This is a genomic window from Streptomyces sp. ITFR-16, from assembly GCF_031844705.1.
Classification (GTDB): domain Bacteria; phylum Actinomycetota; class Actinomycetes; order Streptomycetales; family Streptomycetaceae; genus Streptomyces.
On record NZ_CP134609.1, the window covers coordinates 5605862 to 5621546 of the forward strand.

The 15685-nt window shown below is 71.5% G+C and carries 12 protein-coding genes and 3 tRNA genes; 10 read left to right on the top strand and 5 right to left on the bottom strand.

Translation table 11 applies throughout. The features are described 5' to 3' along the window. The first annotated feature begins 96 nt into the window (after window positions 1-96). The 6 genes from RLT58_RS24780 to RLT58_RS24805 all read left to right on the top strand — a co-directional run bounded on the left by RLT58_RS24780 (window position 97) and on the right by RLT58_RS24805 (window position 8058). Window positions 97-918 carry a Cof-type HAD-IIB family hydrolase gene (locus RLT58_RS24780; protein WP_311314637.1) on the top strand — a complete coding sequence of 274 codons (822 nt, stop codon included), beginning with the start codon at window positions 97-99 and terminating at the stop codon, window positions 916-918. Between the two features lie 89 nt (window positions 919-1007). Continuing rightward, entirely contained in the window at window positions 1008-1949 is a 942-nt protein-coding gene (locus RLT58_RS24785; RefSeq protein WP_311312561.1) for a sirohydrochlorin chelatase, read from the top strand. Between the two features lie 36 nt (window positions 1950-1985). After that, window positions 1986-3332 carry a deoxyguanosinetriphosphate triphosphohydrolase gene (locus RLT58_RS24790; RefSeq protein ID WP_311312562.1) on the top strand — a complete coding sequence of 449 codons (1347 nt, stop codon included), beginning with the start codon at window positions 1986-1988 and terminating at the stop codon, window positions 3330-3332. A 118-nt stretch (window positions 3333-3450) separates the two neighbouring features. Continuing rightward, window positions 3451-4710: an NAD(P)/FAD-dependent oxidoreductase gene (locus tag RLT58_RS24795; RefSeq protein WP_311312563.1), complete on the top strand. Its 1260-nt coding sequence runs from the start codon at window positions 3451-3453 to the stop codon at window positions 4708-4710. A gap of 96 nt (window positions 4711-4806) precedes the next feature. Further along, complete coding sequence (gene dnaG, locus RLT58_RS24800) at window positions 4807-6717, top strand: DNA primase (RefSeq protein WP_311312564.1); 1911 nt, start codon at window positions 4807-4809, stop codon at window positions 6715-6717. A gap of 243 nt (window positions 6718-6960) precedes the next feature. Beyond that, a complete protein-coding gene (locus tag RLT58_RS24805) occupies window positions 6961-8058 on the top strand; it encodes an RNA polymerase sigma factor (RefSeq protein WP_311312565.1) in 1098 nt (365 codons plus the stop codon). Window positions 8059-8162: 104 nt separating this feature from the next. Here the strand turns inward: RLT58_RS24805 and RLT58_RS24810 are convergent, their stop codons facing one another. From RLT58_RS24810 to RLT58_RS24825, 4 genes are all read right to left on the bottom strand, one after another. Then, window positions 8163-10094, bottom strand: coding sequence for an ABC transporter ATP-binding protein (locus tag RLT58_RS24810; protein WP_311312566.1), 1932 nt, complete (start codon window positions 10092-10094; stop codon window positions 8163-8165). After that, window positions 10094-11827 (bottom strand): ABC transporter ATP-binding protein, encoded by a 1734-nt coding sequence (locus tag RLT58_RS24815; RefSeq protein WP_311312567.1) that lies wholly within the window; start codon window positions 11825-11827, stop codon window positions 10094-10096. Before RLT58_RS24815 ends, RLT58_RS24810 begins: the two co-directional genes overlap by 1 nt. Before the next feature lie 167 nt (window positions 11828-11994). Then, window positions 11995-13440 carry an FGGY family carbohydrate kinase gene (locus RLT58_RS24820; RefSeq protein ID WP_311312568.1) on the bottom strand — a complete coding sequence of 482 codons (1446 nt, stop codon included), beginning with the start codon at window positions 13438-13440 and terminating at the stop codon, window positions 11995-11997. 67 nt (window positions 13441-13507) lie between these two features. Next, a complete protein-coding gene (locus tag RLT58_RS24825; RefSeq protein WP_311314638.1) occupies window positions 13508-13810 on the bottom strand; it encodes a YtxH domain-containing protein in 303 nt (100 codons plus the stop codon). A gap of 180 nt (window positions 13811-13990) precedes the next feature. Between RLT58_RS24825 and RLT58_RS24830 the strand changes: the two genes are divergently transcribed. From RLT58_RS24830 to RLT58_RS24840, 3 genes are all read left to right on the top strand, one after another. Continuing rightward, window positions 13991-14063: transfer RNA gene (locus RLT58_RS24830), tRNA-Asn, on the top strand. 5 nt (window positions 14064-14068) lie between these two features. Next, window positions 14069-14141 (top strand) — tRNA-Asn (locus RLT58_RS24835). Window positions 14142-14307: 166 nt separating this feature from the next. Then, window positions 14308-14381, top strand: a tRNA-Ile gene (locus RLT58_RS24840). A 143-nt stretch (window positions 14382-14524) separates the two neighbouring features. On the opposite strand, the gene RLT58_RS24845 is transcribed toward RLT58_RS24840, so the two are convergent. Continuing rightward, complete coding sequence (locus RLT58_RS24845) at window positions 14525-14977, bottom strand: alpha/beta fold hydrolase (RefSeq protein ID WP_311312569.1); 453 nt, start codon at window positions 14975-14977, stop codon at window positions 14525-14527. A gap of 106 nt (window positions 14978-15083) precedes the next feature. On the opposite strand from RLT58_RS24845, the gene RLT58_RS24850 reads away from it, so the two are divergent. Further along, window positions 15084-15566 carry a CGNR zinc finger domain-containing protein gene (locus tag RLT58_RS24850; RefSeq protein WP_311312570.1) on the top strand — a complete coding sequence of 161 codons (483 nt, stop codon included), beginning with the start codon at window positions 15084-15086 and terminating at the stop codon, window positions 15564-15566. The last annotated feature ends 119 nt before the right edge of the window (window positions 15567-15685 follow it).

Sequence of the window (15685 nt, forward strand, 5' to 3'; positions counted from 1 at the left end):
GTCTGTCGCGCTGCCCCCTCTGACTGGACGAGCGGACGGCCCGCGGGGTTCTGTGAGATGCGTCCCACGTAGCATCGGCCGATGTTGCTTCCCCGGCTGATCGCGTCCGACCTGGACGGCACCCTGCTCCGCGACGACGGCGCCCCCTCCGCCCGCACTGTGCGCGCCCTGCGCACCGCCGAGGACGCCGGCGCCGAGATCGTCATCGTCACCGCCCGCCCGCCCCGCTTCGTCGACCGGCTCGCCGGGGCCACCGGCCTCACCGGCACCGCGGTGTGCAGCAACGGCGCACTCGTCTACGACATCGCGACCCGCAGCGTCGTCTCCTCCCGCGTCCTGTCCCTGGCCCTCGCCCGGCAGGTCGCCACGGCGCTCGCCGCCGCGGTGCCCGAGGTCGGCTTCGCGCTGGAGACCGGCAACCAGGTGTTCTACGAACCGGCCTACCGGCTGCGCCTGTCCGAGGACGCCGGCGCCGAACTGCCCGTGCCCTCCCTCGCCGAGCTGTGGCTCACCCAGGCCCCCGTCACCAAGCTGCTCGCCTGGTCGGACCGGCTCGACGCGGACACCCTGCTGGCCGCCGCCCGGCAGGGCGCCGGCGACGCGGTGCAGCTCACCCACTCGGGCGGGCGCGGACTGCTGGAGATCAGCGCCCCCGGCGTCACCAAGGCCGGCACCCTGTCCCGGCTGTGCGCGGCCCGGGGCATCGAGGCCGCCGAGGTCATCGCCTTCGGCGACATGCCCAACGACCTCAGCGTCCTGGAGTGGGCGGGCACCGGCTACGCCATGGCCAACGCCCACCCCGCCGTCCTGGCCGCCGTGCCCGCGCACACCCTGACCAACGAGGAGGACGGGGTCGCCGCCGTCATCGAGCGGCTGTACGCGGCACGGGTGGGGCCCCAGGCCGTCGCCGGGGCCTGACAGCGGGGCCGGGCGCGCGGTGAGGCGGCGGAAAAGACCCGTGACCGGTACGCAACGACGCGGCAACCTGTGCCCGGCACCATCGGTCCATGACGGAGCCGGCACCGGAACGTTCCCAGGAGTCCCTGCCCCTCGACAGCACGGCGCAACTGCTGACCCGCATCACCGCACAGCTCGGCACCCAGCTCAGCCTCGTCTCCCTGAACGGAACCCGACGGCCCATGCACCGCACCCGGCAACAGCCCCCGCACCACAACGTGCACCCCCTGGTCCCCGCCGCCCCCGCCCTCGTCGCGGTCGCCCACGGCAGCCGCGACCCGCGGGCGCTGCACACGGTGACGGAACTCCTGGACCGGGTGCGGGAGCTGCGGCCGGCCCTCGACGTCCGCCTCGGCCACATCGAGATCGACGCACCCCTCCTGCCGAAGACCCTGGACGACCTCGGCAGCGGCGAGGCGGTCCTCGTACCGCTGCTGCTGAGCCGCGGCTACCACGTCAAACAGGACATCCCCGAGGCCGTCGCCGGCGCCCCCGCCCTGCGCACCCGGACCGCCGGGCCCCTGGGACCCCACCCGCTGCTGGTCGAGGCGCTGCACGGCAGGCTCACCGAAGCGGGCTGGCGCCCCTCGGACGACGGCAACCGCAACAGCGCCGTCGTCCTGGCCGCCGCCGGATCCCGGGACCCCGAGTCCGCCGCCGACACCCGCCGCACCGCGCGGCTCCTCGGCGAACGGCTGGGCGGGGTGCCCGTCGTGCCCGCGTACGCCTCCGCCGCGACGCCCACGATCCCGGCCGCCCTGCGCGCGCTGGCCGCCCGGGGCCGCCGCCGGGTCGCCGTCGCCTCGTACTTCGCCGCCCCCGGCCGCTTCGCCTCGGCCGCCGCCGACGCCGCGCCCTGGATCGCCTCGGCACCGCTCGGCGCGCATCCCGCCATGGCCCGCCTGCTGCTGCACCGCTACGACCAGGCGCGGGCCGCCGGCGCATCCACGTACGAAACTCTGATGAACACACCTTTCCCGGTCTCTGCCTGAGCCCGCTTGTCGGTCCGGCCGATTAATGTCGGTCCCATGAACGGCACGGACGGCACGGACGCTGCGCACGGCACACTCCCCACCCACGGCACCCCGGGCACCGGGACAGGGCCCTACGGGGCGGCCGACGCCGAGCGCTGGGACACCGAGCCGGACAAACGGCCCGGCCGCACCGCCTTCCAGCGCGACCGCGCCCGCGTGCTGCACTCCGCCGCGCTGCGCAGGCTCGCCGGGAAGACCCAGGTCGTCACCCCCGGCACCCGCAGCTACGCCTGGGACGCCAGCCCCCGCACCCGGCTCACGCACTCCCTGGAATGCGCCCAGGTCGGCCGCGAACTCGGCGCCGCGCTCGGCTGCGACCCCGACCTGGTCGAGGCCGCCTGCCTCTCCCACGACATGGGCCACCCGCCCTTCGGACACAACGGCGAGCAGGCGCTCAACGACTTCGCGTCCGACTGCGGCGGATTCGAGGGCAACGCCCAGTCGCTGCGGCTGCTGACCCGGCTCGAACCCAAGCGCTTCGTCCCCGACACCCGCACCGGGGAACTGGTCAGCGTGGGCCTCAACCTCACCCGCGCCGCGCTCGACGCCGCCACCAAGTACCCCTGGCCCCGGGGCGCCCACCCCACCGACCCCGGCTCGCCCAAATTCGGGGTGTACGAGGACGACCTGCCGGTCTTCGACTGGTTCCGCAAGGGCGCCCCGCAGGACCGCAAGTGCTTCGAGGCCCAGGTCATGGACTGGTCCGACGACGTGGCCTACTCGGTCCACGACTTCGAGGACGGGCTGCACGCCGGGCACATCGACCCCAACTGCCTGGACGCCGAGCCGGAGCGCCGGGCGATCTGGGACGTCGCCATCGGCCGGTACGTCCCCGCGGACACCGACCCGCAGCAGCTGTCCGACGCGCTGGACCGCCTCATCGGCCAGGAGTGGTGGCCGCACGGCTACGACGGATCGGCGATCGCCCAGGCCCGGCTGAAGGACGCCACCAGCCAGCTCATCGGCCGTTTCTGTCTGGCCGCCGAGAGCGCCACCCGGCAGGCGTACGGCACCGGCCGCCTCGGCAGATACGGGGCCGAGCTCGTCGTCCCCCGCGAGGCGCGCGACGAGTGCGCGGTGCTCAAGGCCATCGCCGACCGCTATGTGATGCAGCGCGCCGAGCAGGAGGTGATCCGCGCCGACCAGCGCATCGTCATCGCCGAGCTGGCCGCCGCGCTCACCGCCCGCGCACCGGAGGGGCTGGAACCGCAGCTGCGCGCGCTCTACGAGGCGGCCCCCGACGACCGGGCCCGCAAGCGGGTCCTCGTCGACCAGATCGCCGCGCTGACCGACGCGTCCGCGCGCACGCTCCACCACTCGCTCACCGCGTCCCGCGGCTGACCGGGCAGACCCATGACCACTGGGTGTGACCTGATCGGGTCACACCCCCTTTCGCCATCACGCTGCGTGCGGGACGCTCGCAGTTGGCGCCGCGCAGCAAGCACCGAGGAGGCATCAAGTGGTCGACGCACATCGGACGTTCGTCATTGTCGGCGGAGGGCTGGCCGGAGCGAAGGCAGCGGAGACGCTCCGGGCGGAGGGTTTCAGCGGCCGGGTCATCCTGATCGGCGATGAGCGCGACCATCCGTACGAACGCCCGCCGCTGTCCAAGGGGTACCTGGCAGGGAAGGAGGACCGCGACAGCGTCTTCGTCCACGAGACGGCCTGGTACGCGGGCGCCGACATCGAGCTCCACCTCGGCCAGCCCGTCACCACGCTGAACCGCGAGGCCCGCTCCGTCGAGCTCGGCGACGGCACCGTCATCCACTACGACAAGCTGCTGCTGGCCACCGGCGCCGAACCGCGCCGCCTCGACATCCCCGGCACCGACCTGGCCGGCGTCCACCATCTGCGCCGCCTCGCCCACGCCGACCGGCTGCGCAACGTCCTGGCCGCGCTCGGCCGGGACAACGGCCACCTGGTGATCGCCGGGGCGGGCTGGATCGGCCTGGAGGTCGCGGCCGCCGCCCGGGGCTACGGCGCGGAGGTCACCGTCGTCGAGCCGGAGGCGACCCCGCTGCTGCGGGTCATCGGCCCCGAGCTCGGCCAGATCTTCACCGAGCTGCACAGCGACCACGGCGTCCGCTTCCACTTCGGCGGCCGGCTCACCGAGATCGTCGGCCAGGACGGCATGGTCCTCGCCGTGCGCACCGACGACGGCGAGGAGCACCCCGCCCACGACGTCCTCGCCGCGATCGGGGCCGCCCCGCGCGCCGCCCTCGCCGAGGCCGCGGGACTGGACATCGCCCCGCGCGCCGAGGGCGGCGGCATCGCCGTGGACGCCTCGCTGCGCACCAGCGACCCGCACATCTACGCCGCCGGTGACGTCGCCGCGGTCTCCCATCCGCTGCTCGGCACCCGGCTGCGCGTGGAGCACTGGGCCAACGCGCTCAACAGCGGCCCGGCCGCCGCCCGCGCCATGCTCGGCCAGGAGGTCGTCTACGACCGGGTGCCGTACTTCTTCTCCGACCAGTACGACCTGGGCCTGGAGTACTCCGGCTGGGCCCCGCCCGGCAGCTACGACCAGGTCGTGATCCGCGGCGACGCGGGCAAGCGCGAGTTCATCGCGTTCTGGCTGAAGGACCGCAAGGTGCTCGCCGGGATGAACGTGAACGTGTGGGACGTCACGGAGACCGTGCAGGAGCTGATCAAGGCCGGCCGGCCGGTCGACCCCGACGCCCTGGGCGACCCCTCGGTGCCCCTGGAGTCACTGATCTGACCGGCCCCGGGCCCGTCCGCCCCGTGCCGGGGCCGACGGGCCCGGATCACACCCGCCCGCGCCGGGACTGTCCCACCCCACCCGTAGACTTCACTCGTGGCAGGCAGGATCAATGACGACGACGTGAAGGCGGTACGGGACGCGGTCCCGATCGACGCCGTCGTTTCCGAGTACCTCCAGCTGCGCAACGCGGGCGGTGGCAACCTCAAGGGTCTGTGCCCCTTCCACGACGAGAAGTCCCCCTCCTTCCAGGTCAGTCCGAGCAAGGGCCTCTTCCACTGCTTCGGCTGCCAGGAGGGCGGCGACACGATCGCCTTCGTGCAGAAGATCGACCATCTGACGTTCGCGGAGGTCGTCGAGCGGCTCGCCGCCAAGGCCGGCATCACTCTGCGGTACGAGGAGGGCGGGTTCAACCCCTCCCACCAGCGCGGCGAGCGGATCAGGCTGGTCGAGGCGCACAAGGTGGCCGCCCAGTTCTATGTGGAGCAGCTCGACGGGCCCGAGGCGGAGATCGGCCGCAAGTTCCTCGCCGAGCGAGGCTTCGACCAGGCGGCGGCCGCCCACTTCGGCGTCGGCTACAGCCCGGCCGGCTGGGACCACCTCACCCGCTTCCTGCGCGGCAAGGGCTTCAGCGACAAGGAACTGATCACCTCCGGCCTCTCCCAGGACGGCAGGCGCGGCCCCATCGACCGCTTCCGCGGCCGGCTGATGTGGCCCATCCGCGACACCGCCGGTGACGTCGTCGGCTTCGGCGCCCGCAAGCTCCGCGACGACGACAACGGCCCGAAGTACCTGAACACCCCCGAGACCCCGATCTACAAGAAGTCCCAGGTCCTCTACGGCATCGACCTGGCCAAGAAGGACATCGCCAAGTCCAGCCGGGCCGTCGTCGTCGAGGGCTACACCGACGTGATGGCCTGCCATCTCGCCGGGGTCACCACCGCCATCGCCACCTGCGGCACCGCCTTCGGCGGCGACCACATCAAGATCCTGCGCCGCCTCCTGATGGACAACGGCAGCGCCCGGGTGATCTTCACCTTCGACGGTGACGCGGCCGGCCAGAAGGCCGCGCTGCGCGCCTTCGAGGACGACCAGAAGTTCGCCGCCGAGACCTACATCGCCATCGCCCCGGACAACATGGACCCGTGCGACCTGCGCCTGGCCAAGGGCGACGAGGCCGTCCGCGACCTGGTCGAACCCCGCACCCCGCTCTTCGAGTTCGCGCTCCGCCAGATCGTCGCCCGCTACGACCTGGAGACCCCGGCGGGCCGGGCGGCCGCGCTCGACGAGGGCGCCTCCGTCGTCGCCAAGATCAAGACGGGCAGCGTCCAGCGGGAGGTCGCCGTCCAGCTCGCCGGCTTCGTCGGCATCCTGGACCAGGAGTACGTCGTGCACCGGGTCAACCAGCTCGCCCAGTGGGCCAGGGGCCGGGGCGGCGACCGGCGCGGCCCCGCGCCCGGCGAGCGGCGAGGCGGGGCGCAGCGCCCGCAGGTCCCGGCCCCGCCGGTCCCGTCCGGCCCCGCGCTCAACCTCCGCAGCCCGGCCCACCGCACCGAGCGCGAGCTGCTCAAGCTCGCCCTCCAGAAGCCCGAGCTGGTCTCGCCCGCCTTCGACGCCTACGGGGCCGACGAGTTCACCGCCCCGCCCTACACGGCCGTCCGCCAGTGCATCGCGGAGGCCGGCGGCGCTGAACAGGGCGCCGCCGACAGCCGCGAGTACCTGGTCCGGGTGCTCGACGCCACCCCCAACGAGACCGTCCGCAAGCTGGTCACCGAGCTGGCCGTCGAGGTCTTCAACGGCAAGAACATCGACGAGACCTACGCCGGCATGCACCTCGTCCAGGTCCGCCTGCGCGCCGTCGACCGCCGGATCAACGATGTCCAGGGCAGCCTGGCCCGGCTCGGCAGCAATGTCGCGCCCGACCATCTGGCCGCCGCGCAGAACGAGGTCTGGGTCCTCCAGCAGTACGCCCAGTCCCTCCGCAACAACGGCGCCGACGCGCTCTGACGCCGGAGCCGGGCCCCGCCGCCCACGCCCCGCGGTAACCGCCCGGTCACGGACCGGACTCAGGGGGTCCGGGGACCGAGGGGCGGCGGACCCCCTCAGAAAGTCCCCGCACGCCCCTCGTGGCAGCTGTGTGTCGTACCCCACACTGGGTGGCGGTGCCTGAGTCATCGGAGCGCGGCCGGCCCACCGGACGGTGGTCCTCCATCCCCGCGCCCCGGCAGCGATCACCTGGAGGTCGCCCCCGTGCAGACCCGGACCGTGACCGAAACCGAGCGTGTCTCGGCAATCCCCGTGCAAGCCCGGGCCGTGCGCCATCCGGAGGCCGCCGTGGACCCGCCCGACGACACCCCCGACCCTCCCGAGGCCGTCATGGAGGAGTCCGCCGACCCGCCGGAGATCCCGGCGCAGCGCGGCCGGCCGGAGACCGGCGGCCCGTCGTCCGACCTGTTCCGCCAGTACCTGCGCGAGATCGGCCGCATCCCGCTGCTCACCGCCGCCGACGAGGTGGAGCTCGCCCGCCGCGTCGAGGCCGGTCTCTTCGCCGAGGAACGCCTGGCCCGTACCCCGGACCCCGACACCCGCCTCGCCGTCGATCTGGACCGGCTGGTGGTCATGGGCCGGATGGCCAAGCGCCGCCTCATCGAGGCCAATCTGCGCCTGGTCGTCTCGGTGGCCAAACGCTACGTCGGGCGCGGGCTGACCATGCTCGACCTGGTCCAGGAGGGAAACCTCGGACTGATCCGGGCGGTGGAGAAGTTCGACTACGCCCGCGGCTACAAGTTCTCGACGTACGCGACCTGGTGGATCCGGCAGGCCATGTCCCGCGCGCTGGCCGACCAGGCGCGGACCATCCGGGTCCCGGTCCATGTCGTCGAACTCATCAACCGCGTCGTCCGGGTCCAGCGCCGCATGCTCCAGGAGCGCGGCTACGAGCCGACGCCCGAGGAGGTCGCCGCCCAGCTCGACCTGACCCCGGAGCGGGTCGGCGAGGTCCTGCGCCTGGCCCAGGAACCCGTCTCGCTGCACGCCCCGGTGGGCGAGGAGGACGATGTCTCGCTCGGCGACCTGATCGAGGACGGGGACGCCGCGTCCCCCGTGGAGTCCGCGGCCTTCCTGCTGCTGCGCGAACACCTGGAGGTGGTGCTCTCCACCCTCAACGAGCGCGAGCGCAAGGTGGTCCAGCTGCGGTACGGACTGGCCGACGGGCGCCCGCGCACGCTGGAGGAGATAGGCCGGATCTTCGGCGTGACCCGCGAACGCATCCGCCAGATCGAGTCCAAGACCCTCAACAAACTGCGCGACCACGCCTTCGCGGACCAGCTCCGCGGCTACCTCGACTGACGCGCACACGCGCGTACGGGCCGGGGCAGCCGCAGAGCGGCGCGCTGCGGGCTAGGGCCTGTCTTCAAACTCCCCTCTGCCGCGCGGGAGTTCGAAGACAGGCCCTAGTCGACCTCGGCGACCGCCTGGGCGAACTGGGCGGCGTACAGCCGGGCGTACGCGCCCCCGGCCTCCAGCAGCTCGTCGTGCGTGCCCTGTTCGACGATCGACCCGTTCTCCATCACCAGGATGACGTCGGCGTCCCGGATGGTGGAGAGCCGGTGCGCGATCACGAAGCTCGTACGGCCGTGCGCGAGGCCCGCCATCGCCTTCTGGATCAGCACCTCGGTCCGGGTGTCGACGGAGCTGGTCGCCTCGTCGAGCACCAGTATCACCGGGTCGGACAGGAACGCCCGCGCGATGGTGATCAGCTGCTTCTCGCCCGCGCTGACCCCGGAGCCCTCGTCGTCGATCACCGTGTCGTACCCGTCGGGCAGGGTGCGGATGAAGCGGTCGGCGTGGGCCGCCCGCGCCGCCTCCTCGATCTGCTCGCGACCGACGTCGCCGGAGGCGCCGTAGGCGATGTTCTCCGCGATGGTCCCGCCGAACAGCCAGGTGTCCTGGAGGACCATGCCGATCCCCGACCGCAGGTCGTCGCGCGACATCTTCGCGATGTCGACCCTGTCGAGGGCGATCCGGCCGCCCGTCACCTCGTAGAACCGCATCAGCAGGTTGACCAGCGTCGTCTTGCCGGCCCCCGTCGGACCGACGATCGCGACCGTGTGGCCGGGCTCGACGCTCAGCGACAGGTCCTCGATCAGCGGCTTCTCCGGGTCGTAGCGGAACGAGACGTTCTCCAGCGCGACGCTGCCGCGCAGGATCCCGGGGTGCTCGCCCTCGCCCTTCGCCGGGTCGGCGTCCTGCTCCTCGGCGTCGAGCAGCTCGAAGATCCGCTCCGCCGACGCCACCCCGGACTGCACCAGGTTCGCCATCGAGGCAACCTGGGTCAGCGGCATGGAGAACTGCCGGGAGTACTGGATGAAGGCCTGCACATCACCGATCGACAGCGCGCCGGAGGCGACCCGCAGCCCGCCGACGACCGCGATCAGCACATAGTTCAGGTTCGACACGAACATCATCAGCGGCTGCATGATCCCGCTGTTGAACTGCGCCCTGAACCCGGCCTCGTACAGAGCCTCGTTCTGCTCGGCGAAGTCCCGCGCGGACTCCTCCTGGCGGCCGAAGGCCTTCACCAGGGTGTGCCCGGTGTACATCTCCTCGATGTGGGCGTTGAGCTTGCCCGTCACCTTCCACTGCTGGACGAACTGCGGCTGCGAGCGCTTGCCGACCTTCGTCGCCACGACCACCGACAGCGGCACGGTCACCAGCGCGACCAGGGCCAGCAGCGGCGAGATCCAGAACATCATCACCAGCACGCCGACGATGGTCAGCAGCGAGTTGATCAGCTGGCCCATCGTCTGCTGCATCGTCTGCGAGATGTTGTCGATGTCGTTCGTCGCCCGGCTCAGCACCTCGCCGCGCTTGGCGCGGTCGAAGTACGACAGCGGCAGCCGCGACAGCTTCGTCTGGATGTCCTCGCGCATCTGGAACACGACCCGGTTGATCACCCGGATCGACAGCCGCGTCGACACCAGCATCAGCAGCCCGGCGCCGACGTACACCGTCAGCGCCGCGAGCAGCACATGGCCGACCGCGTCGAAGTCGATGCCCTGCCCCGGGGTGAAGTCCACCTTGGACAGCAGGTCGGCCAGGCCGCTGTTGCTCCGGCGCAGCCCCTCGACGGCCTGCTCCTTCGTGGTCCCCGCGTCCATGCCCCGGCCGACTACCCCGGCGAACACCAGGTCGGTCGCCTTGCCGAGGATCTTCGGGCCGACCACCGAGAGCCCCACGCTCAGCGCTACGGCCACCAGCATCACGTACAGCGTGGACTTCTCCGCGGCGAAGCGCTTCAGCAGCCGCTTCGAGGACCCCTTGAAGTCCATGGACCGCTCGGTCGGCGCCCCGCCCGCCATCATGCGTCCGCCAGGCCCGGCCATTACGCGGCCTCCGCTTCCGTCAGCTGGGAGAGCACGATCTCCCGGTAGGTGTCATTGCCGTCCATCAGCTCGTGATGGGTGCCCGAGCCGACGACCCGGCCCTCGTCCAGCACCAGGATCCGGTCCGCCTCACGGATCGTGGACACCCGCTGGGCCACGATCACCACGGTCGCGCTCGCGGTCTCCCGCAGCAGTGCCGCGCGCAGCGCGGCGTCCGTGGCGTAGTCCAGCGCGGAGAAGGAGTCGTCGAAGAGGTAGATCTCCGGCCGCTGCACCAGCGTCCGCGCGATCGACAGCCGCTGACGCTGCCCGCCGGAGACATTGGTGCCGCCCTGCGCGATCGGCGCGTCGAGCCCGTGCTCCAGGGCCTCGACGAACTCCTTGGCCTGGGCGACCTCCAGCGCGTGCCACAGCTCCTCGTCGGTCGCGTCCGGATTCCCGTACCGCAGATTGGTCGCGACCGTCCCGGAGAAGAGATACGGCTTCTGCGGGACCAGGCTCACGGTCTTGGCCAGCAGCACCGGATCCAGCGTCCGCACGTCCGTCCCGTCGACCAGCACCTGGCCGTCCGTCACATCGAACAGCCGGGGTACGAGACCGAGCAGCGTCGACTTCCCGCTGCCCGTCGACCCGATGATCGCGGTCGTCTCGCCGGGCCGGGCCACCAGATCCACCGCCCGCAGCACCGGCTCCTCGGCGCCCGGGTAGCGGAACTCCGCGCCGCGCACCTCCAGATGGCCGTGGGCGCGCAGCTCGCGCACCGGCTCCAGGGGCGGGACCACGCTGGAGTCGGTCTCCAGGACCTCCTGGACGCGCTCGGCACAGACCTCGGCGCGCGGCACCATCATGAACATGAAGGTCGCCATCATCACCGACATGACGATCTGCATCAGATAGGAGAGGAACGCGGTCAGCGCGCCGATCTCCATGCCGCCGCTGTCGATGCGGTGCGCCCCGAACCAGACGACGGCGATCGACGACACGTTCACGACCGTCATCACGGTCGGGAACATCAGTGCCATCAGCCGGCCCGTGGACAGCGCCACGTCCGTCAGCTCGGTGTTGGCGCCCCGGAAGCGCTCCTCCTCGTAGCGGTCGCGGACGAAGGCACGGATGACCCGGTTGCCGGTGATCTGCTCGCGCAGCACCCGGTTGACCGTGTCCAGCCGCTCCTGCATCGTCCGGAACAGCGGGCGCATCTTCCGCACGATGAGGCTCACCGCGATGCCGAGGACCGGCACCACCGCGAGCAGCACCGCGGACAGCGGGACGTCCTGGCCGAGCGCCATGACGATGCCGCCGACGCACATGATCGGCGCCGACACCATCAGCGTGAACGTCATCAGGACCAGCATCTGGATCTGCTGGACGTCATTGGTCGTACGCGTGATCAGTGAGGGGGCGCCGAACCGGCCGACCTCGCGCGCGGAGAAGGACTGCACCCGGTCGAAGACCGACGCCCGGATGTCGCGGCCGAGCGCGGACGCGGTCCGCGCGCCGATGTAGACGGCCCCGATGTTGCAGACCACCTGGGCGATGCTGACGACAATCATCGCGCCGCCGTACTGAAGGATGTAACCCGTGTCCCCCTTGACGACACCGTTGTCAATGATGTCGGCGTTGAGGGTGGGCAGATAGAGGGTGGCGCAGGTCTGCAGCAACTGGAGGACGACCAGCAGCCCGAGCGGTTTCTTGTACGGACCGAGATAGGCCCGCAGGAGTTTTATGAGCACGCGTGTCTCTCGGAGTCGGCATGGGGCGGGAGTCGACCCATTTTCGGGCACCGCTCACCGTGACCGCGAACGTTTTTATTCAAGTCCAGGTCAAAAAACAGACCCGGTCCATAATTTCGGCGGTCCCCTGACTCCCGGCGCCCCCCGTGTCACCGAGGGCGGCCGGCTCAGTGCGCGGAGTCGAAGGCCCCCGGGTGGATCTGGTCCCGCGTCGCCCGGTACTGCTGACGCACCGCCTGTCCGACCGCCAGCTCCTCGCCGGGCTCCAGCACCTGCGCCGCCGCACCCTGCCAGGCCGGGGGAGTCCGCGCGTCCAGCGAACCCTGCGACACACCCAGCGCCCAGGCCGCCTGCCGGGCCGCACCCAGCGCGGCGTACTGCGCCGGCTGCGGCACGACCACCTGCGTGCCCAGCAGTGAGGGGGCCAGCCCCTGCACCGCGGGCAGCTCGGCCGCCGCCCCCAGCAGGAAGACCCGCCGCACCTCGACGCCCCGCCCGCGCAGCACGTCGAGCGCGTCGGCCAGCGAGCAGAGCATCCCCTCGAACGCGGCCCGCGCCAGGTGCTCCGGCTTCATCGACTCACGCCGCAGCCCGCTCAGCGTCCCTGCCGTGTGCGGCAGATGGGGGGTCCGCTCGCCCTCCAGATACGGCAGGAGTACGAGTCCCGAGGAGCCCGGCGTGGACTTCAGCGCCAGCGCCGACAGCTCGTCGAGCCCCTCCACGTCCAGCATCTCCGCGGTGCCGCGCAGCGCGCGGACCGCGTTCGACGTGTACACCACCGGCAGATGCATCCCGGTGGCATCGGCGAACGAGGTGATCATCCCGGTCGGATCGGCCAGCGCCTCGTGGTGCACCGCCATCACGGAACCCGAGGCCCCCAGCGACACCACCGCGTCACCGGTCCCGACGCCGAGCCCGAACGCCGCCGCCATCGTCTCGCCGGTCCCCGCCGAGATCAGCAGCCCCTCCGGGGTCGTGCCGGCTGCGTCGGACGGGCCGAGCACCTCCGGCAGCGCGGCCTGGTGCCCGAGCGCCAGCTCCACCAGATCCGGCCGGTAGCCCTCGTCGCCCGCCGACCAGTAGCCGGTCCCGGACGCGGCACCCCGGTCGGTGGTCCGCCGGGCCGGCCGGCCCAGCAGCTGCCACACCAGCCAGTCGTGCGGCTGGAGCACGGCCGCGACCCGCTGCGCGGTCTCCGGCTCGGTCCGCGCCAGCCAGCGCAGCTTCGACACCGGCTGCGCGGCCTGCGGAACCGCCCCGACCGCCTCGGCCCAGGCCTGCCGCCCGCCGAGCGTGTCGATCAGATCGGCCGCGGCGACCTGCGCCCGCTTGTCGTTGCCGAGCAGCGCCGGCCGTACGAGATTGCCCTGGCGGTCCAGCGGTACGAGCCCGTGCTGCTGCGCGGACACGCCGATGGCCTGCACCCCCTCCAGCAGCCCGCCGGTGGCGGCCTCACCGAGTGAGAGCAGCCATGCCTGCGGGTCGACCTCGGTGGCCTTCGCCTCGACGGGATGTGCGGCGTATCCCTGGCGCAGTACGGCACCCGTGCCCGTATCGCAGACCACGATGTGCGTGAAGGCGGAAGAACTGTCCAAGCCGGCGACTATGCCCATACAAGGATTCTGCCGCACCTCCGGCGGTTTCCCGTACCGAAGGCGCGGCAGATGTATCCGAGGCCGCTCAGGTGTTGGTCGTCCCCCAGTCGTCCTCCACGCTGCCGGACCCGCGTCCGCGCAGCGACCGCACCCGGTCCGTGACCGAGGCCGGCACCTTGTCGCCGACCTTCTCGCCCACCGCGTGGTACGCCTTGCCGGCGAACTCGCGGCCGCTCTGGGCCGCCGTCTCGGCGGTGTTCCGCACGGCCGGGTTCTGGGCGAACTGGCGTGCGGACTTCTTCAGCTGCTCGTAACGCTCGCGCCCGGCACGCGTGCCGAGCACGTAACCGAGGGCCACTCCGGCGATGAACGTGAGCCGGTACCGCATGGCTGCCACCCTTCCTTCGCTCCGTGCGACATGTGCTGCTCGCCTACCCGCAGGCACCCGAGATCACCCCGGGCGATACCGATTGGCAAAGCACCCCCCTGCTTGCGCTAATGTATGTGTCGCAGCGAACGCGCGCCGCCCGGCAGCAGCCAGGCAGGTACGTTCGAGGCAACGCAGCAATCCCCTGTAGCTCAATTGGCAGAGCAGCCGGCTGTTAACCGGCAGGTTACTGGTTCGAGTCCAGTCGGGGGAGCGCGATCCCCTGTAGCTCAATTGGCAGAGCATTCGGCTGTTAACCGGAGGGTTACTGGTTCGAGTCCAGTCGGGGGAGCGATCGGAAGAGGGCCCCGTGGGGGTCCTTTTTCGTATGCCCGGAACCGGGCAGCGAGCAGCGCCGTCTTCATGGTCATCAGCAGCCGGGCATCCGCAGCGGGAGATCGTATGACCGGCTATGCTGCGGCAGACGGCGCGTACACATGTACGCGCCACGCCGAAAAGGGGCGGTAGCTCAGCCGGTTAGAGCAGCGGACTCATAATCCGTCGGCCGTGGGTTCGAGTCCCACCCGCCCCACCGAAGTTCTCCAGGAGAACCGTTTCTGCCTGCGAGACCGTGGTGCGAGGGCGCCGCTCCAGGGGCGGAAGTGCCCTCATGTCTCCACTGTCCCCGCCCGGCGTTCCAGGTGCCGTCGCGGCTCTGTCGCGGCGTGCGCCCCGTCAGTCGGCGGCGACGGCGCGTCGGACGGTCTCACGCAGGAGTGTGCGGCGCTGTTCGTGCAGCTCGAAAGGTTCGTCGGCGGTGGCCGCGTAGACGTTGCTGACCGGTGACCAGGCCATCGACATGGCGATGGGAGCGCCGTAGTCCTGGACGTAGAGGGCGTAGCGGTCCAGGCCCAGCTGATCGAGCAGTCCGGAGGTGAGTTCGGCGAGGGCGTCGAAGGTGTAGGTGAACTCCTCCACCGGAGGGGCGTCGGAGTGGCCGAAGCCGAGGTGGTCCGGCGCGATGACGTGATAGCGGTCGGCCAGCAGCGGGATGAGGCCGCGGAACATGAACGAGCTGGTTGGGTAGCCGTGCAGCAGGACGATCGTGGGGGCGTCGGCGGGGCCGGCTTCGCGGAAGAGGATCTCATGGCCGTCGACAGTGGCGGTCCGGTGGCGCACCGGGTTCATATCTAACCCCTTTGCAGCTTTGATCTGGTTAGCTCTTCGCCAGGCAAGCACGCAGGGGCTAACCTGTCAAACGATCCAATCCGGTTAGAAGGGGAGTGGTGGTCCCGTGGACGACGCGCTGCTGGACCTGCTCAACAGCAGGCCTGTGATCAACGGCGAGGAGCGGGACGCGCTCGGCAACCCGGCCGCAGGCAGACGCTGGGCGCGAGAGCACGGTGGCGAGGGCAGCCTCGCGGAACTGGCGCTGCTCCGCGAGACGCGGGACATCCTGCGGGACCTGGTGTGCGGAGAGGGCTCGCCCACCGCGCTGACCCCGCTGCTCGATGGAGTCCACCAGGTCCCGGAGGTCACTTCGGACGGTCTTCGGTGGACGGTCGAGACACCTCCGGACGCCCGGCTGGCCGTCGGGATTGTTCTCGCCTGGGCCACCGTCGAGAAGGAAATGCCCGGCCGGCTGCGCCCCTGCGCCAACGACGGATGCCGGCTGTTCCTCCTCGACCGCAGCCGTGCCAACCGTGCTCGCTGGTGCTCGATGGCCGTCTGCGGCAATCGCGAAAAAGCCCGTCGCCACTACGAACGCACCCGCTGACCCGTCCCCGCGCGCGCCGCGCCCCGTACGCGGTCAGCGCTCCGGCAAACGCCGCGCCGGCCGCGAGACCGTTCGAGGGCGTCCGGCCCGACCCGCTCATCCTCACCGGATTTCCCCGG

Coding starts and splice junctions, on each gene's coding strand:
- RLT58_RS24785 (WP_311312561.1), top strand. CDS start 1,008: ATGACGGAGCCGGCACCGGAACGTTCCCAGGAGTCCCTGCCCCTCGAC.
- RLT58_RS24810 (WP_311312566.1), bottom strand. CDS start 10,094: ATGGCCGGGCCTGGCGGACGCATGATGGCGGGCGGGGCGCCGACCGAG.
- RLT58_RS24845 (WP_311312569.1), bottom strand. CDS start 14,977: ATGAACCCGGTGCGCCACCGGACCGCCACTGTCGACGGCCATGAGATC.
- RLT58_RS24790 (WP_311312562.1), top strand. CDS start 1,986: ATGAACGGCACGGACGGCACGGACGCTGCGCACGGCACACTCCCCACC.
- RLT58_RS24820 (WP_311312568.1), bottom strand. CDS start 13,440: ATGGGCATAGTCGCCGGCTTGGACAGTTCTTCCGCCTTCACGCACATC.
- RLT58_RS24825 (WP_311314638.1), bottom strand. CDS start 13,810: ATGCGGTACCGGCTCACGTTCATCGCCGGAGTGGCCCTCGGTTACGTG.